We start from the raw sequence: 14,629 nt of genomic DNA on the forward strand, positions 1-14,629 counted from the left end.
TTGTCTTATTTTTGGACTTTCCGCAAAGCCTGCTCGCGGAACTGTCCAGGACAATATCACTAACAATTACCGTGCGTTAAGTTTCAAAGTGTAATATTAGCTTGCTATGTATTAGTGATGTTAAAATGCAAGTTAAGCATGGCTACATCAATGATATGCCCTGTTTTCTGCTGTAATAACAAGGAGGTTACCAGTAGAGAACTGGCTTACGGTCGGGGATGCCAGGGCGAGAATGGCACTGAACACTCGGCTGGCATTCGTTAAGACGGAATCATAATCAAGTCAGTTGAGGCCACAGCCCTTCTTATTTTTGTGTATAATTTGTTACGTTTACATTTATTTTTAAATTAGCGTTATGAAAATATCAGTACTACTGAAATAGCACTTCTTCGCTTCGTGTATTTTTACTATGGTTAATTATCACATAGCGCAAACGGTCATTTGTGTATCACTATTCATAAGATTAACTATTTACCAGCGGTAATAAATACAAAAACAAATCAAGGGACAACAACAATACTGAAACTCTAAATTTTGATATTTTGAGTCATGCCGTTACAAACAAATACGATATTCTTAATTGCACTACTCCCTTTTCGGGGTAATTTTATAGAAGGATGTTTTTTATTGCTCGTGAGCCATGCTCCTTTAGTATAAAAGTGAACGTAACAGGAAAGATAAAGCGTCTCAAAAACAGACCATATGGGTATAACTATTATGCAAAAAACGTCACTATTGTTTTCGGCCGCCGCGATAACGTTAACTCTGATGGTGTCATCGGCATCAGCGGCAACGCCAACCGCCGCACAAAATGAAGCTACGTCGACCGTTAAACAAGAAATTACAGAAGGCATTAACCGTTACCTTTATTCAATAGATAAGGCAGACCCAACGTTAGGCAAGCAGCTCTTTTATGTTTCACCGGAAACCAGTTTTATTCATCCACGCGGTCACGAACGCGGATGGTCGCAGATCGCTGAAAATTTTTATGGCACCACTATGGGTAAAACTTTCAGTAAACGCACATTAAAACTGGACGCTCCCCCTGCTATTCATGTGTATGGCAATGCCGCCGTTGCAGAGTTCGACTGGCATTTTACCGCGGTACGCCGTGATAATGGGCAGACTCAACACACGACAGGCCGCGAAAGCCAGGTGTGGGCGAAGATACCAAACACAGGATGGCGAATCGTTCATGTCCACTACTCCGGTCCAGCCAAAACCGGCGTTGGAGAAGGCTATTAAGCTTTGCTCTTCAGGTTATGGCGCAGATGAACATTCTGCGCCTGTTAAGACAAACTCAGGTCAGTTGATAGCGCTTATCCGGTATCCGTTTTTCCGGAATATCCCTTTCATCATTCATTTGCAGTAAATCGATTTCTATCGCATTGCATATCGCATCCAGCGGTAAATCATTATTTTCAGTACCGAACGGATCTTCCAACTCTTCCGCTAACGCATCCAACGCGATAAACGTATAAGAAATAAGCACCGAAATAAACGGCGTCATATAGTGCAGATCAACCACCAGTGCAAATGGCAACATAATGCAGAAAAGATAAACCGTACGATGCAAAATTAACGTATAGGCAAAAGGCACCGGTGTGTTGGCGATGCGTTCACAGCCGGCCAACACTGACGACATATCATTTAAACGGTTGTTGAGGCTATGAAATAAAATATCGGAAAGCTTTCCGCTGCGGCGGCGAATCGCCAGCCACTCTCCCATCAGCAATAAGATACGGTTAGCGGGGGAATGGGAAGCGACAACTTTCTGTAACGCGCCCTGGTCAAGATAGTTGCCCAAAACTTGCGTTTGAAGCTGTCGACGCAATGTCATACGCAAACAGTGGGCAAAAGCGATTTGTAACCGAACAAAATCCTCGATACCGCGTTCATCAGGTAAGGTTGTTTTCACCTCACGCAGTATTGAGCGTGAAGCGATCATCAACTGCCCCCACAAATGTCGCGCTTCGACGTAACGCGCATAACAGGCATTATTGCGAAACCCAAGAAAAATGGCGATAGCGACGCCCAGTATGCTAAACGGCGCAAGGGTAAACTTAATACCCAGCATTGTGTACCAGGGCAGCATGATAATAACGGCGATAGAAAGAAGAAAGTTAAGGAGCAGTCGTGAAAAGATTTTAGATAACACGGAACCATGCCAGACAAATATCAGGCGAATCCAGTGCTGTTGTGGTCTAACGATCATGATTATCTTCAGCAGGTAAAAAAGCACTGTCATTAAACGTGATCCAGATCAAGGTTGCAAGCTTCTGGTGATACACGGCTCCCCTGCCCTGTAGAACATTTTTTTGCACGGTGCTGACAGGCATTGAAAAAAAACAACCAAATGTATGTTGTAACTAAAAAGACACTTCAGCACATGAGATATATGACGGTCAACGGCTGCTATCAGTGGTATAGGGTGATTTATCGGGGAAAGCGTCAGCAACGACGCGCTGCTCTACCGCTGATTCATTTGTATGACCAGCCAGTAATGGATAACGCTGACAATATACTGTTGCTGCGCTTCGCTCAGCGGTTCTCCCTGAGGTATCTGGTGCCACTTCGCCAGGCACCCGCGACAGCAGGTTGCCGTCGCATGTTGCGCGATAAATACCGGATGGCCCCGCATCGGCGTTTGCTTACCATCATTCGCCGGGTGAGCTGGCGCCAGTCGCTGGGCGATAAAATCGGCGGCGTGTTTATCAATCACCTCCGCGCCTTTATCCCAGCAATATTGTTTTTCTTTTATCCCGAGACGAAAACGCGAACGAAATGTCGATCGCGCCAGGCGGGCAAAGAGCGGTTCAAGCGCATTCATCAGTATACCGAACGTCCTAACGTTTGTGTTAATTGCTCAAGCGCGGCGATACCTGCCAGAGAGTTTCCCGCAGGATCCAGCTCCGGACTCCAGACGGCAATCGCCATTTCATGCGGCACTATGGCGACAATACCGCCGCCCACGCCGGATTTAGCGGGCAATCCCACCCGCCAGGCAAACTCTCCGGCATTCTGATACATACCGCTGGTCGCCATTAGCGCATTAATCTGTCGGGCCTGCATGGGGGTAACTACCGGCTCGTCGAGATGAAACGCCTCGCCCTGATTCGCCAGAAAGACAAACGTCCTCGCCAGTTCCATGCAGCTCATTTTCAACGCACAGTAGTGAAAGTAATTTTGCAACACGGTAGGCACATCATGATGAAAATTACCGAATGATTTCATCAGCCAGGCAATAGCGGCGTTACGGGCGGAATGCTCAAATTCAGAACGCGCGACCGTAGCGTCATATGTAATATCCGATACACCGCAAAGCGCGCGCACAACTTCCAGCATTCGCTGACGCGGCGCGCTAAGCCGCCCTTGCAACATGTCGCATACCACCAGCGCGCCCGCATTAATAAATGGATTACGCGGGATGCCTTGTTCCATCTCTAACTGAACCAACGAATTGAACGGCGAGCCGGAAGGATCTTTTCCGACACGCTGCCAGATCTCCTCTTCCGGATAATGGCGCATCGCCACCACCAGACTGAGCACTTTCGAAATAGACTGAATAGAGAAGCGTTCGTGCGCATCGCCCGCCTGATAATGCTGCCCGTCCACGGTACAAATCGCTATCCCCAGCTTTGAACCCTCGACGGACGCTAATGCCGGAATATAGTCAGCGACTTTGCCCTGGCCAATGAGGGGGCGAACGCGCTGTAAAATCGTCTCTAAAATTGCATTATCCATGGCCCTGGCCACAACATGCTCCTTGCTCGCAGGTCTGAAAAGGCCTGCGAGTATAGCAGAGGGCGCCACGCGACGTCAGGGCGATTAGACGCGGTTCTTCCAGACGGTCTGCACATTACAAAATTCGTGTAAACCAAAGTGCGAAAGCTCGCGACCGAAGCCGCTTTTCTTCACCCCGCCGAATGCCACACGCGCATCGCTGGCGCTGTACCCATTAATGAATACCCCGCCGCACTCAAGACGCGCCGCCATCTCCGCGGCCAGCGTATCGTCGGCGGTAAAGATCGTCGCCGACAGGCCAAACTCACTGTCATTCGCCAGCGCGAGGGCGTGCGCCGCATCTCTTGCAACGGTAATGGCGGCAACAGGCCCAAAAAGTTCCTGACGAAATGCCGTCATGTCAGGTGTGACATCCGCCAGAACGGTCGCGGCATAATAGTTGCCCTCCCCGGCGATTTTCTCACCGCCCAACAGTAGCCGTGCGCCTTCGGCGACGGAAGCCTGCACCTGTTGATGGAGTTCATCACGCAAATCAAAGCGCGCCATCGGCCCCAGGTCATTCTCTTCAACCAGAGGATCACCCATCTTTAATGCTGCGGCAGCCGCCACAAAACGATCGGTAAACGCCTGCGCAATGCCCTCTTCGACAATAAAACGTTTGGCGGCGGCGCAGACTTGTCCGGTGTTTTGATAGCGTCCGGCAACTGCGGCTTTTACCGCCAGTTCGAGATCGGCATCATTGAGTACAATAAACGGATCCGAGCCACCCAGTTCCAGTACGCACTTTTTCAGCGCCGCCCCAGCCTGAGCGCCAATCGCCGCGCCGGCGCGCACGCTACCGGTCACCGTCACGGCCGCGATTCGCGGATCGTTAATCATCTGACTCACGCCCTCATTATTGGCGTTCACCCATCCATAGACGCCAGCGGGAGTACCGGCTTCCGTCAAGATTCGGGCTATCATCTGCGCGCAACCCGTGACATTGGGCGCATGTTTTAACAAGTAGCTATTCCCCGCCAACAGTATCGGCACTGCCCCGCGTAACACCTGCCATAAAGGAAAATTCCACGGCATTATCGCCAGGATGACGCCCAGCGGACGGTATTCAATCACCGCCTGCTGATTTTCTACCAGCGTAGGCTCAGGATTCAGCATTGCCGGGCCATGTTCCGCATACCAGTCGCATAACGCGGCGGATTTCGTCACTTCCGCACGCGCCTGCTTTATGGGTTTACCCATTTCACGCGTAATACATTGCGCCATCTCTTCTGCATGAGCGCGAAGCGCCTGACCAATATCGCGTAATGTTTGCGCCCGTTGCGCTACCGATGTCATTTTCCACTTTTTGAAACCGCTCGCCGCCAGACTCAGCGCATGTTCAATCTCTTGCGCGTTAGCCCAGGGCATTGCCGCCAGCGTCTGGCCGGTCGCAGGATTCACGGATAACGCCTGTGTTGCAGTCATCATGGTCATGTTCTTTCTCTCGTTATCAGGGGAGTTGTACCATCATGACGCCCTTTACCCTTTCTGAAAAATGAATAATATTAACCAGACTATTCACGAATTGAGAAAACCATGGACCTGACGCAACTGGAAATGTTTAACGCTGTCGCTCTGACGGGCAGCATTACGCAGGCGGCGGCAAAAGTGCACCGCGTTCCGTCCAACCTGACCACGCGTATCCGTCAGCTTGAAGCCGACCTGGGCGTCTCTCTGTTTATTCGCGAAAACCAGCGACTCAGGCTGTCACCAGCCGGGCATAACTTTTTACGTTACAGCCAGCAGATCCTGGCGCTGGTTGATGAAGCCCGCATGGTGGTTGCCGGAGAGGAACCGCAAGGACTGTTTTCACTCGGCGCGTTAGAAAGTACTGCCGCCGTACGTATCCCCGCGCTGCTGGCGGGTTATAACCAGCGTTACCCTAAAATTCAGTTCGCGTTAACGACCGGTCCTTCCGGCGCCATGCTGGATGGCGTGCTCGAAGGAAAGCTGAACGCCGCCTTTATTGATGGCCCGCTAATGCATCCGGGGCTGGAAGGTATACCGGCTTACCAGGAAGAGATGATGATCGTCGCGCCACACGGCCATTCCGTCGTTTCGCGGGCCAGCGAGGTGAATGGTTATAACATCTATGCTTTTCGCGCCAACTGTTCTTACCGACGGCATTTCGAAAGCTGGTTTCATGCCGATGGCGCGACCCCCGGTACGATTCACGAAATGGAGTCATATCATGGAATGTTGGCGTGCGTAATTGCCGGCGCAGGTATTGCGCTGATGCCAGCAAGTATGCTCAACAGTATGCCAGGACATCATCAGGTGGAAGCCTGGCCGTTGGCGGAGAAGTGGCGCTGGCTTAACACATGGCTAATGTGGCGGCGCGGGGCGATGACGCGTCAGCTTGAGGCCTTTATCGAGTTACTTAACGCCCAACTGGCGAGCGTCGACTGAAGACGAAACGGCCTGGGAAGTAAATGAGAAGCAGGTCACAAAATGATTGTCTTTTCGCCAGTAAACGTTTTAAGATCGCGGTCTCACCTTCTCGCAACTAACCCGAAATATTTTTATGACAATCAATCCAGTTTCCCGCAAGGTCGCGTGGCTACGGGTAGTTACGCTTGCTATTGCCGCTTTTATTTTCAATACCACAGAATTTGTGCCGGTTGGTTTGCTATCAGACATTGCTGAAAGCTTTCATATGCAAACCGCGCAGGTCGGCATCATGCTAACCATTTACGCCTGGGTAGTTGCCGTCATGTCGCTGCCTTTTATGCTTCTTACCAGTCAAATGGAGCGCCGTAAGCTACTCATTTGTCTGTTTGTTTTGTTTATTGCCAGCCATGTGCTCTCCTTTCTGGCATGGAACTTTACCGTGCTGGTCATTAGCCGTATTGGTATCGCTTTCGCCCACGCTATTTTCTGGTCGATAACCGCCTCGCTGGCGATCCGCCTGGCCCCTGCCGGGAAACGCGCGCAGGCATTAAGTCTGATAGCGACCGGCACCGCGTTGGCCATGGTGCTTGGGCTGCCCATAGGTCGCGTTGTTGGTCAGTATTTTGGCTGGCGCACCACCTTTTTTGCCATCGGCATGGGCGCATTAATTACGCTGCTATGTCTGATTAAGCTTCTACCGAAATTGCCGAGCGAGCATTCCGGCTCACTAAAAAGTTTACCTTTGCTATTCCGACGCCCGGCGCTGATGAGCCTCTATGTACTGACCGTCGTTGTGGTGACTGCGCATTACACAGCTTATAGCTATATTGAACCGTTCGTTCAGAATGTCGCCGGGCTCAGTGCGAATTTTGCTACCGTCCTGTTACTGATCCTCGGCGGCGCCGGGATCATCGGCAGCCTTGTGTTTGGTAAACTGGGTAATCGTCATGCCTCGTCGCTCGTCAGTATCGCTATTGCCCTGCTGGTTGTCTGTCTGCTTCTGCTGCTGCCTGCGGCGGATAGCGAAGCGCATCTGGCCATACTGAGCATTTTCTGGGGCATCGCGATTATGGTGATAGGGCTCGGTATGCAGGTGAAAGTACTGGCGCTGGCCCCGGACGCGACCGATGTCGCAATGGCGCTATTTTCAGGCATCTTTAATATTGGTATTGGCGCTGGCGCGCTGGTAGGTAATCAGGTGAGTTTGCACTGGTCAATGTCGGCCATCGGCTATATTGGCGCCATACCCGCCTGTGCCGCGCTGGTATGGGCTGTGCTCATATTCCGCAAATGGCCAGTGACGCTGGAAGAACAACCGCATTAAGACATTCGTCTGCCGGGAACAGGTTTCCGGCAGACGACAATGCGCCTTAGTGGTACGTTTTAATAATTTCCAACACGCCGTTGATAATAAATTGCACGCCCATACACACCAGCAGGAATCCCATTAAGCGGGAGATCGCTTCAATCCCCCCTTTACCCACCAGCCGCATAATAGCGCCAGAACTGCGTAAGCATCCCCACAGGATCACCGCCACGGCAAGAAAAATAATCGGCGGCGCGACCATAATGACCCAGTCGGGAAACTCGCCGCCATGACGCACCGTGGAAGCGGAACTGATGATCATTGCGATGGTCCCCGGTCCTGCGGTGCTTGGCATAGCCAGTGGAACAAACGCAATATTGGCCGTCGGTTCGTCTGCCAGCTCCTCCGATTTGCTTTTCGCTTCCGGCGACTCATGCGCCTTCTGCTGCGGGAAAAGCATTCTGAAGCCGATAAACGCCACGATTAACCCCCCGGCGATCCGTAGCCCTGGAATCGAAATACCGAAGGTGTTCATAACTAACTGCCCGGCGTAGTACGCCACCATCATAATAGCGAAGACATAAACCGAAGCCATATAGGACTGCCGGTTGCGTTCCGCACTATTCATATTGCCCGCAAGGCCAAGAAACAGCGCCACGGTGGTTAGCGGATTGGCTAACGGGAGCAGTACGACCAGCCCCAATCCAATCGCTTTAAACAAATCCATCATAATACTATCTCTTACCCATCAGCGTTTCATGAACCGGAAGTATAAAGTGAAATTGCCCAGGCGCGCCATTTCGCCAGTGTGCAAATTAATATCCTCTACAACCTATAACCTGTAATTATCAATTAGTTACAAGTTATCACAGCACAATACTCCGGACGCCTTTTAGCAAATCGTGGCATCGGCCAATTCATTTAGTTGACTTATACTTGCCTGGGCAATAGTATCTGACGAAATTAATTACTTGCCGGGGCAACCATTTTGAAAAGCACCAGTGATCTGTTCAATGAAATCATTCCGCTGGGTCGCTTGATCTACATGGTAAATCAAAAAAAAGATCGCCTGTTAAATAACTATTTATCCCCGCTGGATATCACCGCAACACAGTTTAAAGTGCTGTGCTCGATACGCTGCGCGGGATGTATTACCCCGGTTGAACTTAAAAAAGTGCTGTCTGTCGATCTCGGCGCATTGACGCGGATGCTCGACCGCCTGCTGTGCAAAGGCTGGATCGAAAGACTGCCGAATCCTAATGACAAACGCGGCGTACTGGTGAAGCTAACGCCGGACGGCGCGGCAATTTGTGAGCAATGTCATCAACGACCAGGGCAAGACCTGCATCAGGAATTAACAAAAAACTTAACGGCGGACGAAGTGGCAACGCTTGAGTATTTGCTCAAAAAAATTCTGCCGTAGACAAAAAAGAGGTATGACGATGTCCAGACGCAACACTGACGCTATTACTATTCATAGCATTTTGGACTGGATCGAGGATAACCTGGAGTCGCCGCTCTCACTGGAAAAAGTGTCTGAGCGTTCAGGATATTCCAAATGGCACCTGCAACGGATGTTTAAAAAAGAGACCGGTCATTCATTAGGTCAATACATCCGCAGCCGTAAGATGACGGAAATCGCGCAAAAATTAAAAGAGAGCAACGAGCCCATTCTCTATCTGGCGGAACGCTATGGCTTTGAGTCACAGCAAACATTGACCCGGACGTTCAAAAACTATTTTGATGTGCCGCCACACAAATACCGGATCACCAATATGCATGGCGAATCACGGTATATGCTGCCGCTGAACCATGGCAACTACTAGTTTGTTTATGCGCCACGCGAAGAGCACCATGAAAATGCTGTTTCCCGCCCTGCCGGGTCTGTTACTTATCGCCTCCGGATATGGCATTGCAGAACAAACTTTGTTACCTGTGGCGCAAAATAGCCGCGATGTGATGCTTCTGCCCTGTGTGGGCGATCCGCCAAATGACCTTCACCCCGTGAGCGTGAACAGCGATAAGTCAGATGAATTAGGCGTGCCCTATTATAACGACCAACACCTTTAACCTCTTTGCCCCGTTTTGCGGGGCATTTTTTTAGTACTGTCTGGCGATGACAAGTCCGCCGCTATTACCTCGCGGCATGGTCTGAAATTAGCGTTTGTCTTCTTAGTAACATAATGCCTCATCCCCTGACGCGCGCAGTACGGCGCACACGAAATCCAAACATATTGATATAGAGTCCAGCCATAATCAGTACTGCGCCCGCAAGTTGCATCCCGGTCAACGTTTCCCCGAGTAACACCGCGGCGCTCGCCAGCCCGACTACCGGCACCAGCAATGATAACGGCGCCACGCGCCAGGTCTCATAGCGTCCCAGTAACGCGCCCCAGATACCGTAGCCAAGGATAGTGGCAACAAAAGCCAGATAAAGCAGCGACAATATCGTCGTCATATCGATGGTAATAAGGCTTTGCGTAATGTGATCCGCCCCCTCCAGTAGCAGCGATGACAGCAGGAACGGCAGGATCGGGATCAGCGCGCTCCAGACCACCAGCGACATCACCGCCGGGCGCGGACTATGTTGCATAATTTTTTTATTAAAGATATTGCCGCAGGCCCAGCTAAATGCCGCCGCCAGAGTCAGCATAAATCCCGACATCGCTATATGCTGTCCGTTGAGACTGGCTTCAATCAATACCAGTACACCTATAATCGCCAGGGCGATTCCCGCCAACTGCTTACGTTGTAACCGCTCGCTAAAAACAAACGCCCCCAATGCCATGGTAAAAAAGGCCTGCGCCTGTAATACCAACGACGCCAGTCCTGCGGGCATACCAAACTTTATCGCGCAAAAGAGAAAGGCGAACTGCCCAAAGCTTATCGTCAGCCCATAGCCCAGCAACAGCGTAAGCGGGACTTTAGGCCGGGCGACAAAGAAAATTGCCGGAAACGCCACCAGTAAAAATCGTAATCCTGCCAGCAATAATGGCGGCATATGGTGCAGGCCTACTTTGATGACAACAAAATTGAGCCCCCATACGACAACCACCAGTAACGCCAAAAAACCGTCTTTACGCGACATCATCGGCCCCTGTCATTATTAAAATTTTGTAAAAAGGTAAGTTATCGGAAATCAGTGCGCCATAACAGGACTTTTCTTTTTACCGTGAGCATGGCATTGAACAACACACGATGGGCAAAATCCTGCGTTATGGTATGTTAAGACTACGCTATAGCGTACAGACATCATGCTTTTGCGGGCACGGTAGATTAAAACGTCCCGATACGTAACCTCCATTTCAGGCAGGAAAAATGAATCCAGGATTGAGACGTTCGACGTTGGCTCTACTCGCCTCATCGCTGTTATTGACAATTGGACGCGGTGCCACGCTCCCCTTTATGACCATCTATCTTAACCGTCAGTACGGTTTAGGCGTGGATCTGATTGGCTACGCGCTGACCAGCGCGTTAACGATTGGCGTCGTCTTTAGTCTTGGCTTTGGGATTCTGGCGGACAAGTTTGATAAAAAGCGCTACATGTTACTCGCGATTATCGCCTTCGCCTGCGGATTTATCGCCATCCCAATGGTGCATAATGTCGTACTGGTTGTCCTGCTTTTTGCGCTTATTAACTGCGCCTATTCGGTTTTTTCTATCGTCCTGAAGGCCTGGTTCGCCGATAATCTCACCGCGACAACAAAAACACGGATTTTTTCGCTCAACTATACCGTACTCAATATCGGCTGGACGGTTGGCCCGCCGCTTGGCACGCTGCTGGTGATGCAAAGCATCAATTTACCCTTCTGGCTTGCCGCCATCTGTTCCGCATTTCCGCTGGTCTTTATTCAGGTATGGGTGACACGTTCGGTTGCCGCCAGCGAGGGGAAAAACGCCGCTATCTGGTCTCCCTCCGTTCTGCTGCGCGACAAAGCATTATTGTGGTTTACGCTTTCGGCATTTCTGGCCTCCTTTGTGGGGGGCGCCTTTGCGTCCTGTATTTCACAGTACGTTATGGTCGTTGCCGATAGCGGCTTCGCGGAAAAAGTGGTAGCCGTCGTCCTGCCGGTTAATGCGGTTATTGTGGTCAGTTTGCAATACGCCGTGGGCCGTCGACTTACCGCCGTCAATATTCGACCAATGATGACGACCGGCACCGTCTTTTTTATCGCCGGGCTCATCGGATTTATTTTTTCAGGCGACAATCTGTTTTTTTGGGGGCTTTCAGCGGCAGTATTCACGATTGGCGAAATTATTTATGCCCCCGGCGAATATATGTTAATTGACAACATTGCGCCTGCCGGGATGAAAGCCAGCTATTTTTCAGCGCAATCGTTGGGCTGGCTGGGTGCGGCGGTAAACCCGCTGGCCAGCGGCGTCATCCTGACGACGCTTCCAGCCTGGTCGCTTTTCGTTGTCCTGATAATCGCCATTGTGTTCGCCTGGGCACTGATGTTAAAAGGAATGCGGATTACCCCTACGCAACAGGCTATTACCTGTTAATTATCTGCAGCCAGTGATGTGCGCAGTTTCTGGCGCACCGGGTTAACCCTATATATTGCAGGCTAATTATCTGCTGTCACTGCGGTAATTCAGGAATATTCCTGGGCGCTGACGAAAATATTCTAATGCTTTACCCTTCCAGTAAAATAAATACGCAATTCAGACTTTGCTTAAGTATAAATTAGTACTATAGTCTGTACGAGGTTTTTTAAAAAAGAGGATGCACACTAAAATAAGGAGAAACGAGATGTTAGGCAGTATTAACCTTTTTATCGTTGTATTAGGAATTATTTTATTTTCTGGATTTCTGGCCGCCTGGTTCAGTCACAAATGGGATGATTAATGAACGGAGATAATCCCTCGCAGAGCCGGCCCCTTGCTGCATCGTTGCGCAAGGGGCCGCTTTTGTCTGGATGGCAGGCAAAAAAAACCGCCGGTTCACCAGCGGTAAATGCTTGCATGGATAGATTTGTGTTTTGCTTATACGCTACCGGGCAAATTCTTGCGAGGATAACGGATCGCTAACGACTGTAGCACCGTCAATATCAATGAAGCTTAAACGATACGCAACCAGACCTGAATAAGACATTATGGGACCTTTTGTCCCCAGGGCGCTTTTACAAGACCCATAGTATCAGGCCAGCCGCATGCCCCGTATGGCTGACCTGGATATTGCCGGTTAGCGCGCGTTATTTTTGCAATCGGTTCACGCGGACAAGCGGTTCCTTCGCTTTCTTGTCCAGACTACCGTTAATGTTGATCATTTGATCCGGCTGAACTTCCCGCCCATCAAATACGGCGGAAGGAATTATCACGTTAATCTCGCCGGACTTATCACGAAATACATAGCGATCGTCGCCTTTATGATCAATAAGGTTGCCGCGCAGCGAAACGGTCGCGCCATCATGCAGGGTTTTTGCCTGTTCGATGGTCATTTTTTCTGCATCATCCGTACCGCGATAACCATCCTCAATAGCATGAGGCGGCGGCGGTGCCACGTCTTTTTTTAATCCCCCCTGATCTTCCGCTAGCGCGTAAGGCATTATCAGAAAACTTAAAAATGCAGCCACCTGTAGTTTCATGCTCTCTCCTTAATAACGTCTATTTGACGTATTAAGTCTGGCCGCTATTTTTAGTTTTTACAAACATGAATTTACCCGCAGAATATTAAGCAATAAAATCAACCCATCCGGATTAATATGCAACCGATATCAGCGCCAGTGAGCGCGAAAGCGTAACGGCGTAATAGTTAACTTGCCACATAGCTGAAGTCATATGCATCAACGTCTGGATAGCAATTCAGAATAATCGGCTTTATTTTTTGAGGATAATGGCCTTACGCATAATCAATGACAGTCATCGCCGCAAGAAAGTAAGCAAGTTATGCAACAGCGGGTTTGTTGGTAACTAGATAAAATAATCATTCACTGACAATGTCATAAAATAAATATGCCATACTTGAGAAGAACGAACATATTTCATTTGTCTCTGTAACGGAAAAATAAACGATGAGATTAGAACAGCACGATATTGTCACCCTTGATGAAGCCGAATCCGTCGATAGCCTGACAAAAAAACTTGGTGATTTACTGGTTAACCAGAAACTCCGTCTGACCACTGCAGAATCCTGCACTGGCGGGAAACTGGCTTCAGCATTGTGCGCAGCAGAAGATACGCCCTCATTTTACGGTGTGGGGTATGTCACCTTTACTGATGAAGCCAAAGCAAAAATCTTACGCGTACAACGCCACAGTCTTGCCGAACATACCGCCGTCAGCGAAGCGGTCGTTACTGAAATGGCACAGGGCGCTAAGGATCAGGCTGAGGTCAATATCAGCATAGCGATCAGCGGCTATGGCGGTCCGGAAGGCGGCGAAGATGGCACGCCGGCGGGCACCGTTTGGTTTGCCTGGAATATTAACAATACAACTTTTACAAGCCGACAACATTTCAACGGAGATTGTCAGGAAGTATTGGAAAAATGCGTACGCTTCGCCCTCGCTGAATTGCTTTTTCTGTTAACGAAGAAAGCATAAACAATAATTTTATCTGACCGGTCAGAATAACTCCCGGTCAGAATAAAAAAATGCGAGCCTATGGCCCGCATCGTATGCGCAATATTTCAGAATATATTTATGAAATATCAGCAGTAAAATTAATTGCCGGATTTCCGTCCGCCACTGTGGCTATTCTGGCCACCTTTTTTACCCGCTTCAGATGCACGCTGTGGGTCGTTTTTAAAGTTCCCACCGCTATGCTGGCCGCCTTTACGACCTGCTTCTGAGGCTTTCTCTTTATCTTCTGCAAAATTACCGGAACCGCCGCGATGTTCTGCCATAATATAATCCTCATGATGATGTTGCGTTTTAAATATGATATGTCTTCTCATATCATGTGATACAGTTCTAAATCTAGTCGCCCTGCGCGCAGTGTCAAATTCATTTCCGCATTATTTACATAATACCACCACATAGCGGAAAATATATTTTTCGAAAACGTCAACAGCGAAGCGGTAATAAATCATTGGCAATCAAGCCACCACGGGAAAATAAGTAGAAAAATCCGAATGCACGCCCTCGTTATATTCAGACAACTTAACCCCATAAATTTAACTGGCTGTCATCAGAAGTGCAGGATTCATTT

At 49.6% G+C, this 14,629-nt stretch carries 17 protein-coding genes; 9 read left to right on the top strand and 8 right to left on the bottom strand.

Features of this window, described 5'->3' with window-relative positions:
- Positions 1–702: 702 nt before the first annotated feature.
- Entirely contained in the window at positions 703–1,245 is a 543-nt protein-coding gene (locus QEN32_RS11370) for a nuclear transport factor 2 family protein (RefSeq protein WP_000513126.1), read from the top strand.
- Positions 1,246–1,300: 55 nt separating this feature from the next.
- Here QEN32_RS11370 and QEN32_RS11375 read toward each other — a convergent pair whose 3' ends face one another.
- The 4 genes from QEN32_RS11375 to sad form a co-directional block, all read right to left on the bottom strand.
- Positions 1,301–2,215 (bottom strand): bestrophin family protein, encoded by a 915-nt coding sequence (locus QEN32_RS11375; RefSeq protein WP_045717768.1) that lies wholly within the window; start codon positions 2,213–2,215, stop codon positions 1,301–1,303.
- Positions 2,216–2,470: 255 nt separating this feature from the next.
- On the bottom strand, positions 2,471–2,830 hold the full coding sequence (locus tag QEN32_RS11380) for a DUF4186 domain-containing protein (protein ID WP_000992444.1): 360 nt from the start codon (positions 2,828–2,830) through the stop codon (positions 2,471–2,473).
- On the bottom strand, positions 2,830–3,756 hold the full coding sequence (gene glsB, locus QEN32_RS11385; RefSeq protein ID WP_000090081.1) for a glutaminase B: 927 nt from the start codon (positions 3,754–3,756) through the stop codon (positions 2,830–2,832). Before glsB ends, QEN32_RS11380 begins: the two co-directional genes overlap by 1 nt.
- Before the next feature lie 72 nt (positions 3,757–3,828).
- Complete coding sequence (gene sad, locus QEN32_RS11390) at positions 3,829–5,217, bottom strand: succinate-semialdehyde dehydrogenase (RefSeq protein ID WP_000178413.1); 1,389 nt, start codon at positions 5,215–5,217, stop codon at positions 3,829–3,831.
- A gap of 102 nt (positions 5,218–5,319) precedes the next feature.
- On the opposite strand from sad, the gene QEN32_RS11395 reads away from it, so the two are divergent.
- Together QEN32_RS11395 and QEN32_RS11400 are read left to right on the top strand one after the other, a co-directional pair.
- Complete coding sequence (locus QEN32_RS11395) at positions 5,320–6,192, top strand: LysR family transcriptional regulator (protein ID WP_000366539.1); 873 nt, start codon at positions 5,320–5,322, stop codon at positions 6,190–6,192.
- 115 nt (positions 6,193–6,307) lie between these two features.
- On the top strand, positions 6,308–7,498 hold the full coding sequence (locus QEN32_RS11400; RefSeq protein WP_000154617.1) for a sugar transporter: 1,191 nt from the start codon (positions 6,308–6,310) through the stop codon (positions 7,496–7,498).
- A 46-nt stretch (positions 7,499–7,544) separates the two neighbouring features.
- On the opposite strand, the gene QEN32_RS11405 is transcribed toward QEN32_RS11400, so the two are convergent.
- Positions 7,545–8,210, bottom strand: a complete 666-nt coding sequence (locus QEN32_RS11405; RefSeq protein ID WP_000968968.1) for a MarC family NAAT transporter — start codon at positions 8,208–8,210, stop codon at positions 7,545–7,547.
- Between the two features lie 258 nt (positions 8,211–8,468).
- On the opposite strand from QEN32_RS11405, the gene marR reads away from it, so the two are divergent.
- Genes marR through marB form a run of 3 tightly spaced genes read left to right on the top strand, consistent with a single transcriptional unit; the run spans position 8,469 to position 9,550 of the window.
- Positions 8,469–8,903, top strand: coding sequence for a multiple antibiotic resistance transcriptional regulator MarR (gene marR / locus QEN32_RS11410; RefSeq protein WP_000843434.1), 435 nt, complete (start codon positions 8,469–8,471; stop codon positions 8,901–8,903).
- Positions 8,904–8,922: 19 nt separating this feature from the next.
- Positions 8,923–9,306 (top strand): MDR efflux pump AcrAB transcriptional activator MarA, encoded by a 384-nt coding sequence (gene marA / locus QEN32_RS11415; RefSeq protein ID WP_000091194.1) that lies wholly within the window; start codon positions 8,923–8,925, stop codon positions 9,304–9,306.
- A 28-nt stretch (positions 9,307–9,334) separates the two neighbouring features.
- Positions 9,335–9,550 (top strand): multiple antibiotic resistance protein MarB, encoded by a 216-nt coding sequence (gene marB, locus QEN32_RS11420; protein WP_000783049.1) that lies wholly within the window; start codon positions 9,335–9,337, stop codon positions 9,548–9,550.
- Positions 9,551–9,668: 118 nt separating this feature from the next.
- Here marB and eamA read toward each other — a convergent pair whose 3' ends face one another.
- Entirely contained in the window at positions 9,669–10,571 is a 903-nt protein-coding gene (eamA, locus tag QEN32_RS11425; protein ID WP_072103659.1) for an O-acetylserine/cysteine exporter, read from the bottom strand.
- Positions 10,572–10,798: 227 nt separating this feature from the next.
- Here eamA and ydeE point away from each other — a divergent pair, with 227 nt between their 5' ends.
- Positions 10,799–11,986, top strand: a complete 1,188-nt coding sequence (gene ydeE / locus QEN32_RS11430) for an efflux MFS transporter YdeE (protein ID WP_265322125.1) — start codon at positions 10,799–10,801, stop codon at positions 11,984–11,986.
- Between the two features lie 247 nt (positions 11,987–12,233).
- On the top strand, positions 12,234–12,329 hold the full coding sequence (gene mgtS, locus QEN32_RS11435; RefSeq protein WP_000901531.1) for a protein MgtS: 96 nt from the start codon (positions 12,234–12,236) through the stop codon (positions 12,327–12,329).
- Between the two features lie 346 nt (positions 12,330–12,675).
- On the opposite strand, the gene QEN32_RS11440 is transcribed toward mgtS, so the two are convergent.
- Positions 12,676–13,068: a YdeI family stress tolerance OB fold protein gene (locus QEN32_RS11440; protein WP_000776351.1), complete on the bottom strand. Its 393-nt coding sequence runs from the start codon at positions 13,066–13,068 to the stop codon at positions 12,676–12,678.
- A 426-nt stretch (positions 13,069–13,494) separates the two neighbouring features.
- Here QEN32_RS11440 and QEN32_RS11445 point away from each other — a divergent pair, with 426 nt between their 5' ends.
- Positions 13,495–14,022 (top strand): 2-oxo-tetronate isomerase, encoded by a 528-nt coding sequence (locus QEN32_RS11445; protein WP_001235357.1) that lies wholly within the window; start codon positions 13,495–13,497, stop codon positions 14,020–14,022.
- Between the two features lie 119 nt (positions 14,023–14,141).
- Here the strand turns inward: QEN32_RS11445 and QEN32_RS11450 are convergent, their stop codons facing one another.
- Positions 14,142–14,324: a general stress protein gene (locus QEN32_RS11450; protein ID WP_000807642.1), complete on the bottom strand. Its 183-nt coding sequence runs from the start codon at positions 14,322–14,324 to the stop codon at positions 14,142–14,144.
- Positions 14,325–14,629: the final 305 nt, after the last annotated feature.

Source organism: Salmonella sp. SA14318, from assembly GCF_029866905.1.
Classification (GTDB): Bacteria; Pseudomonadota; Gammaproteobacteria; order Enterobacterales; family Enterobacteriaceae; genus Salmonella; species Salmonella enterica.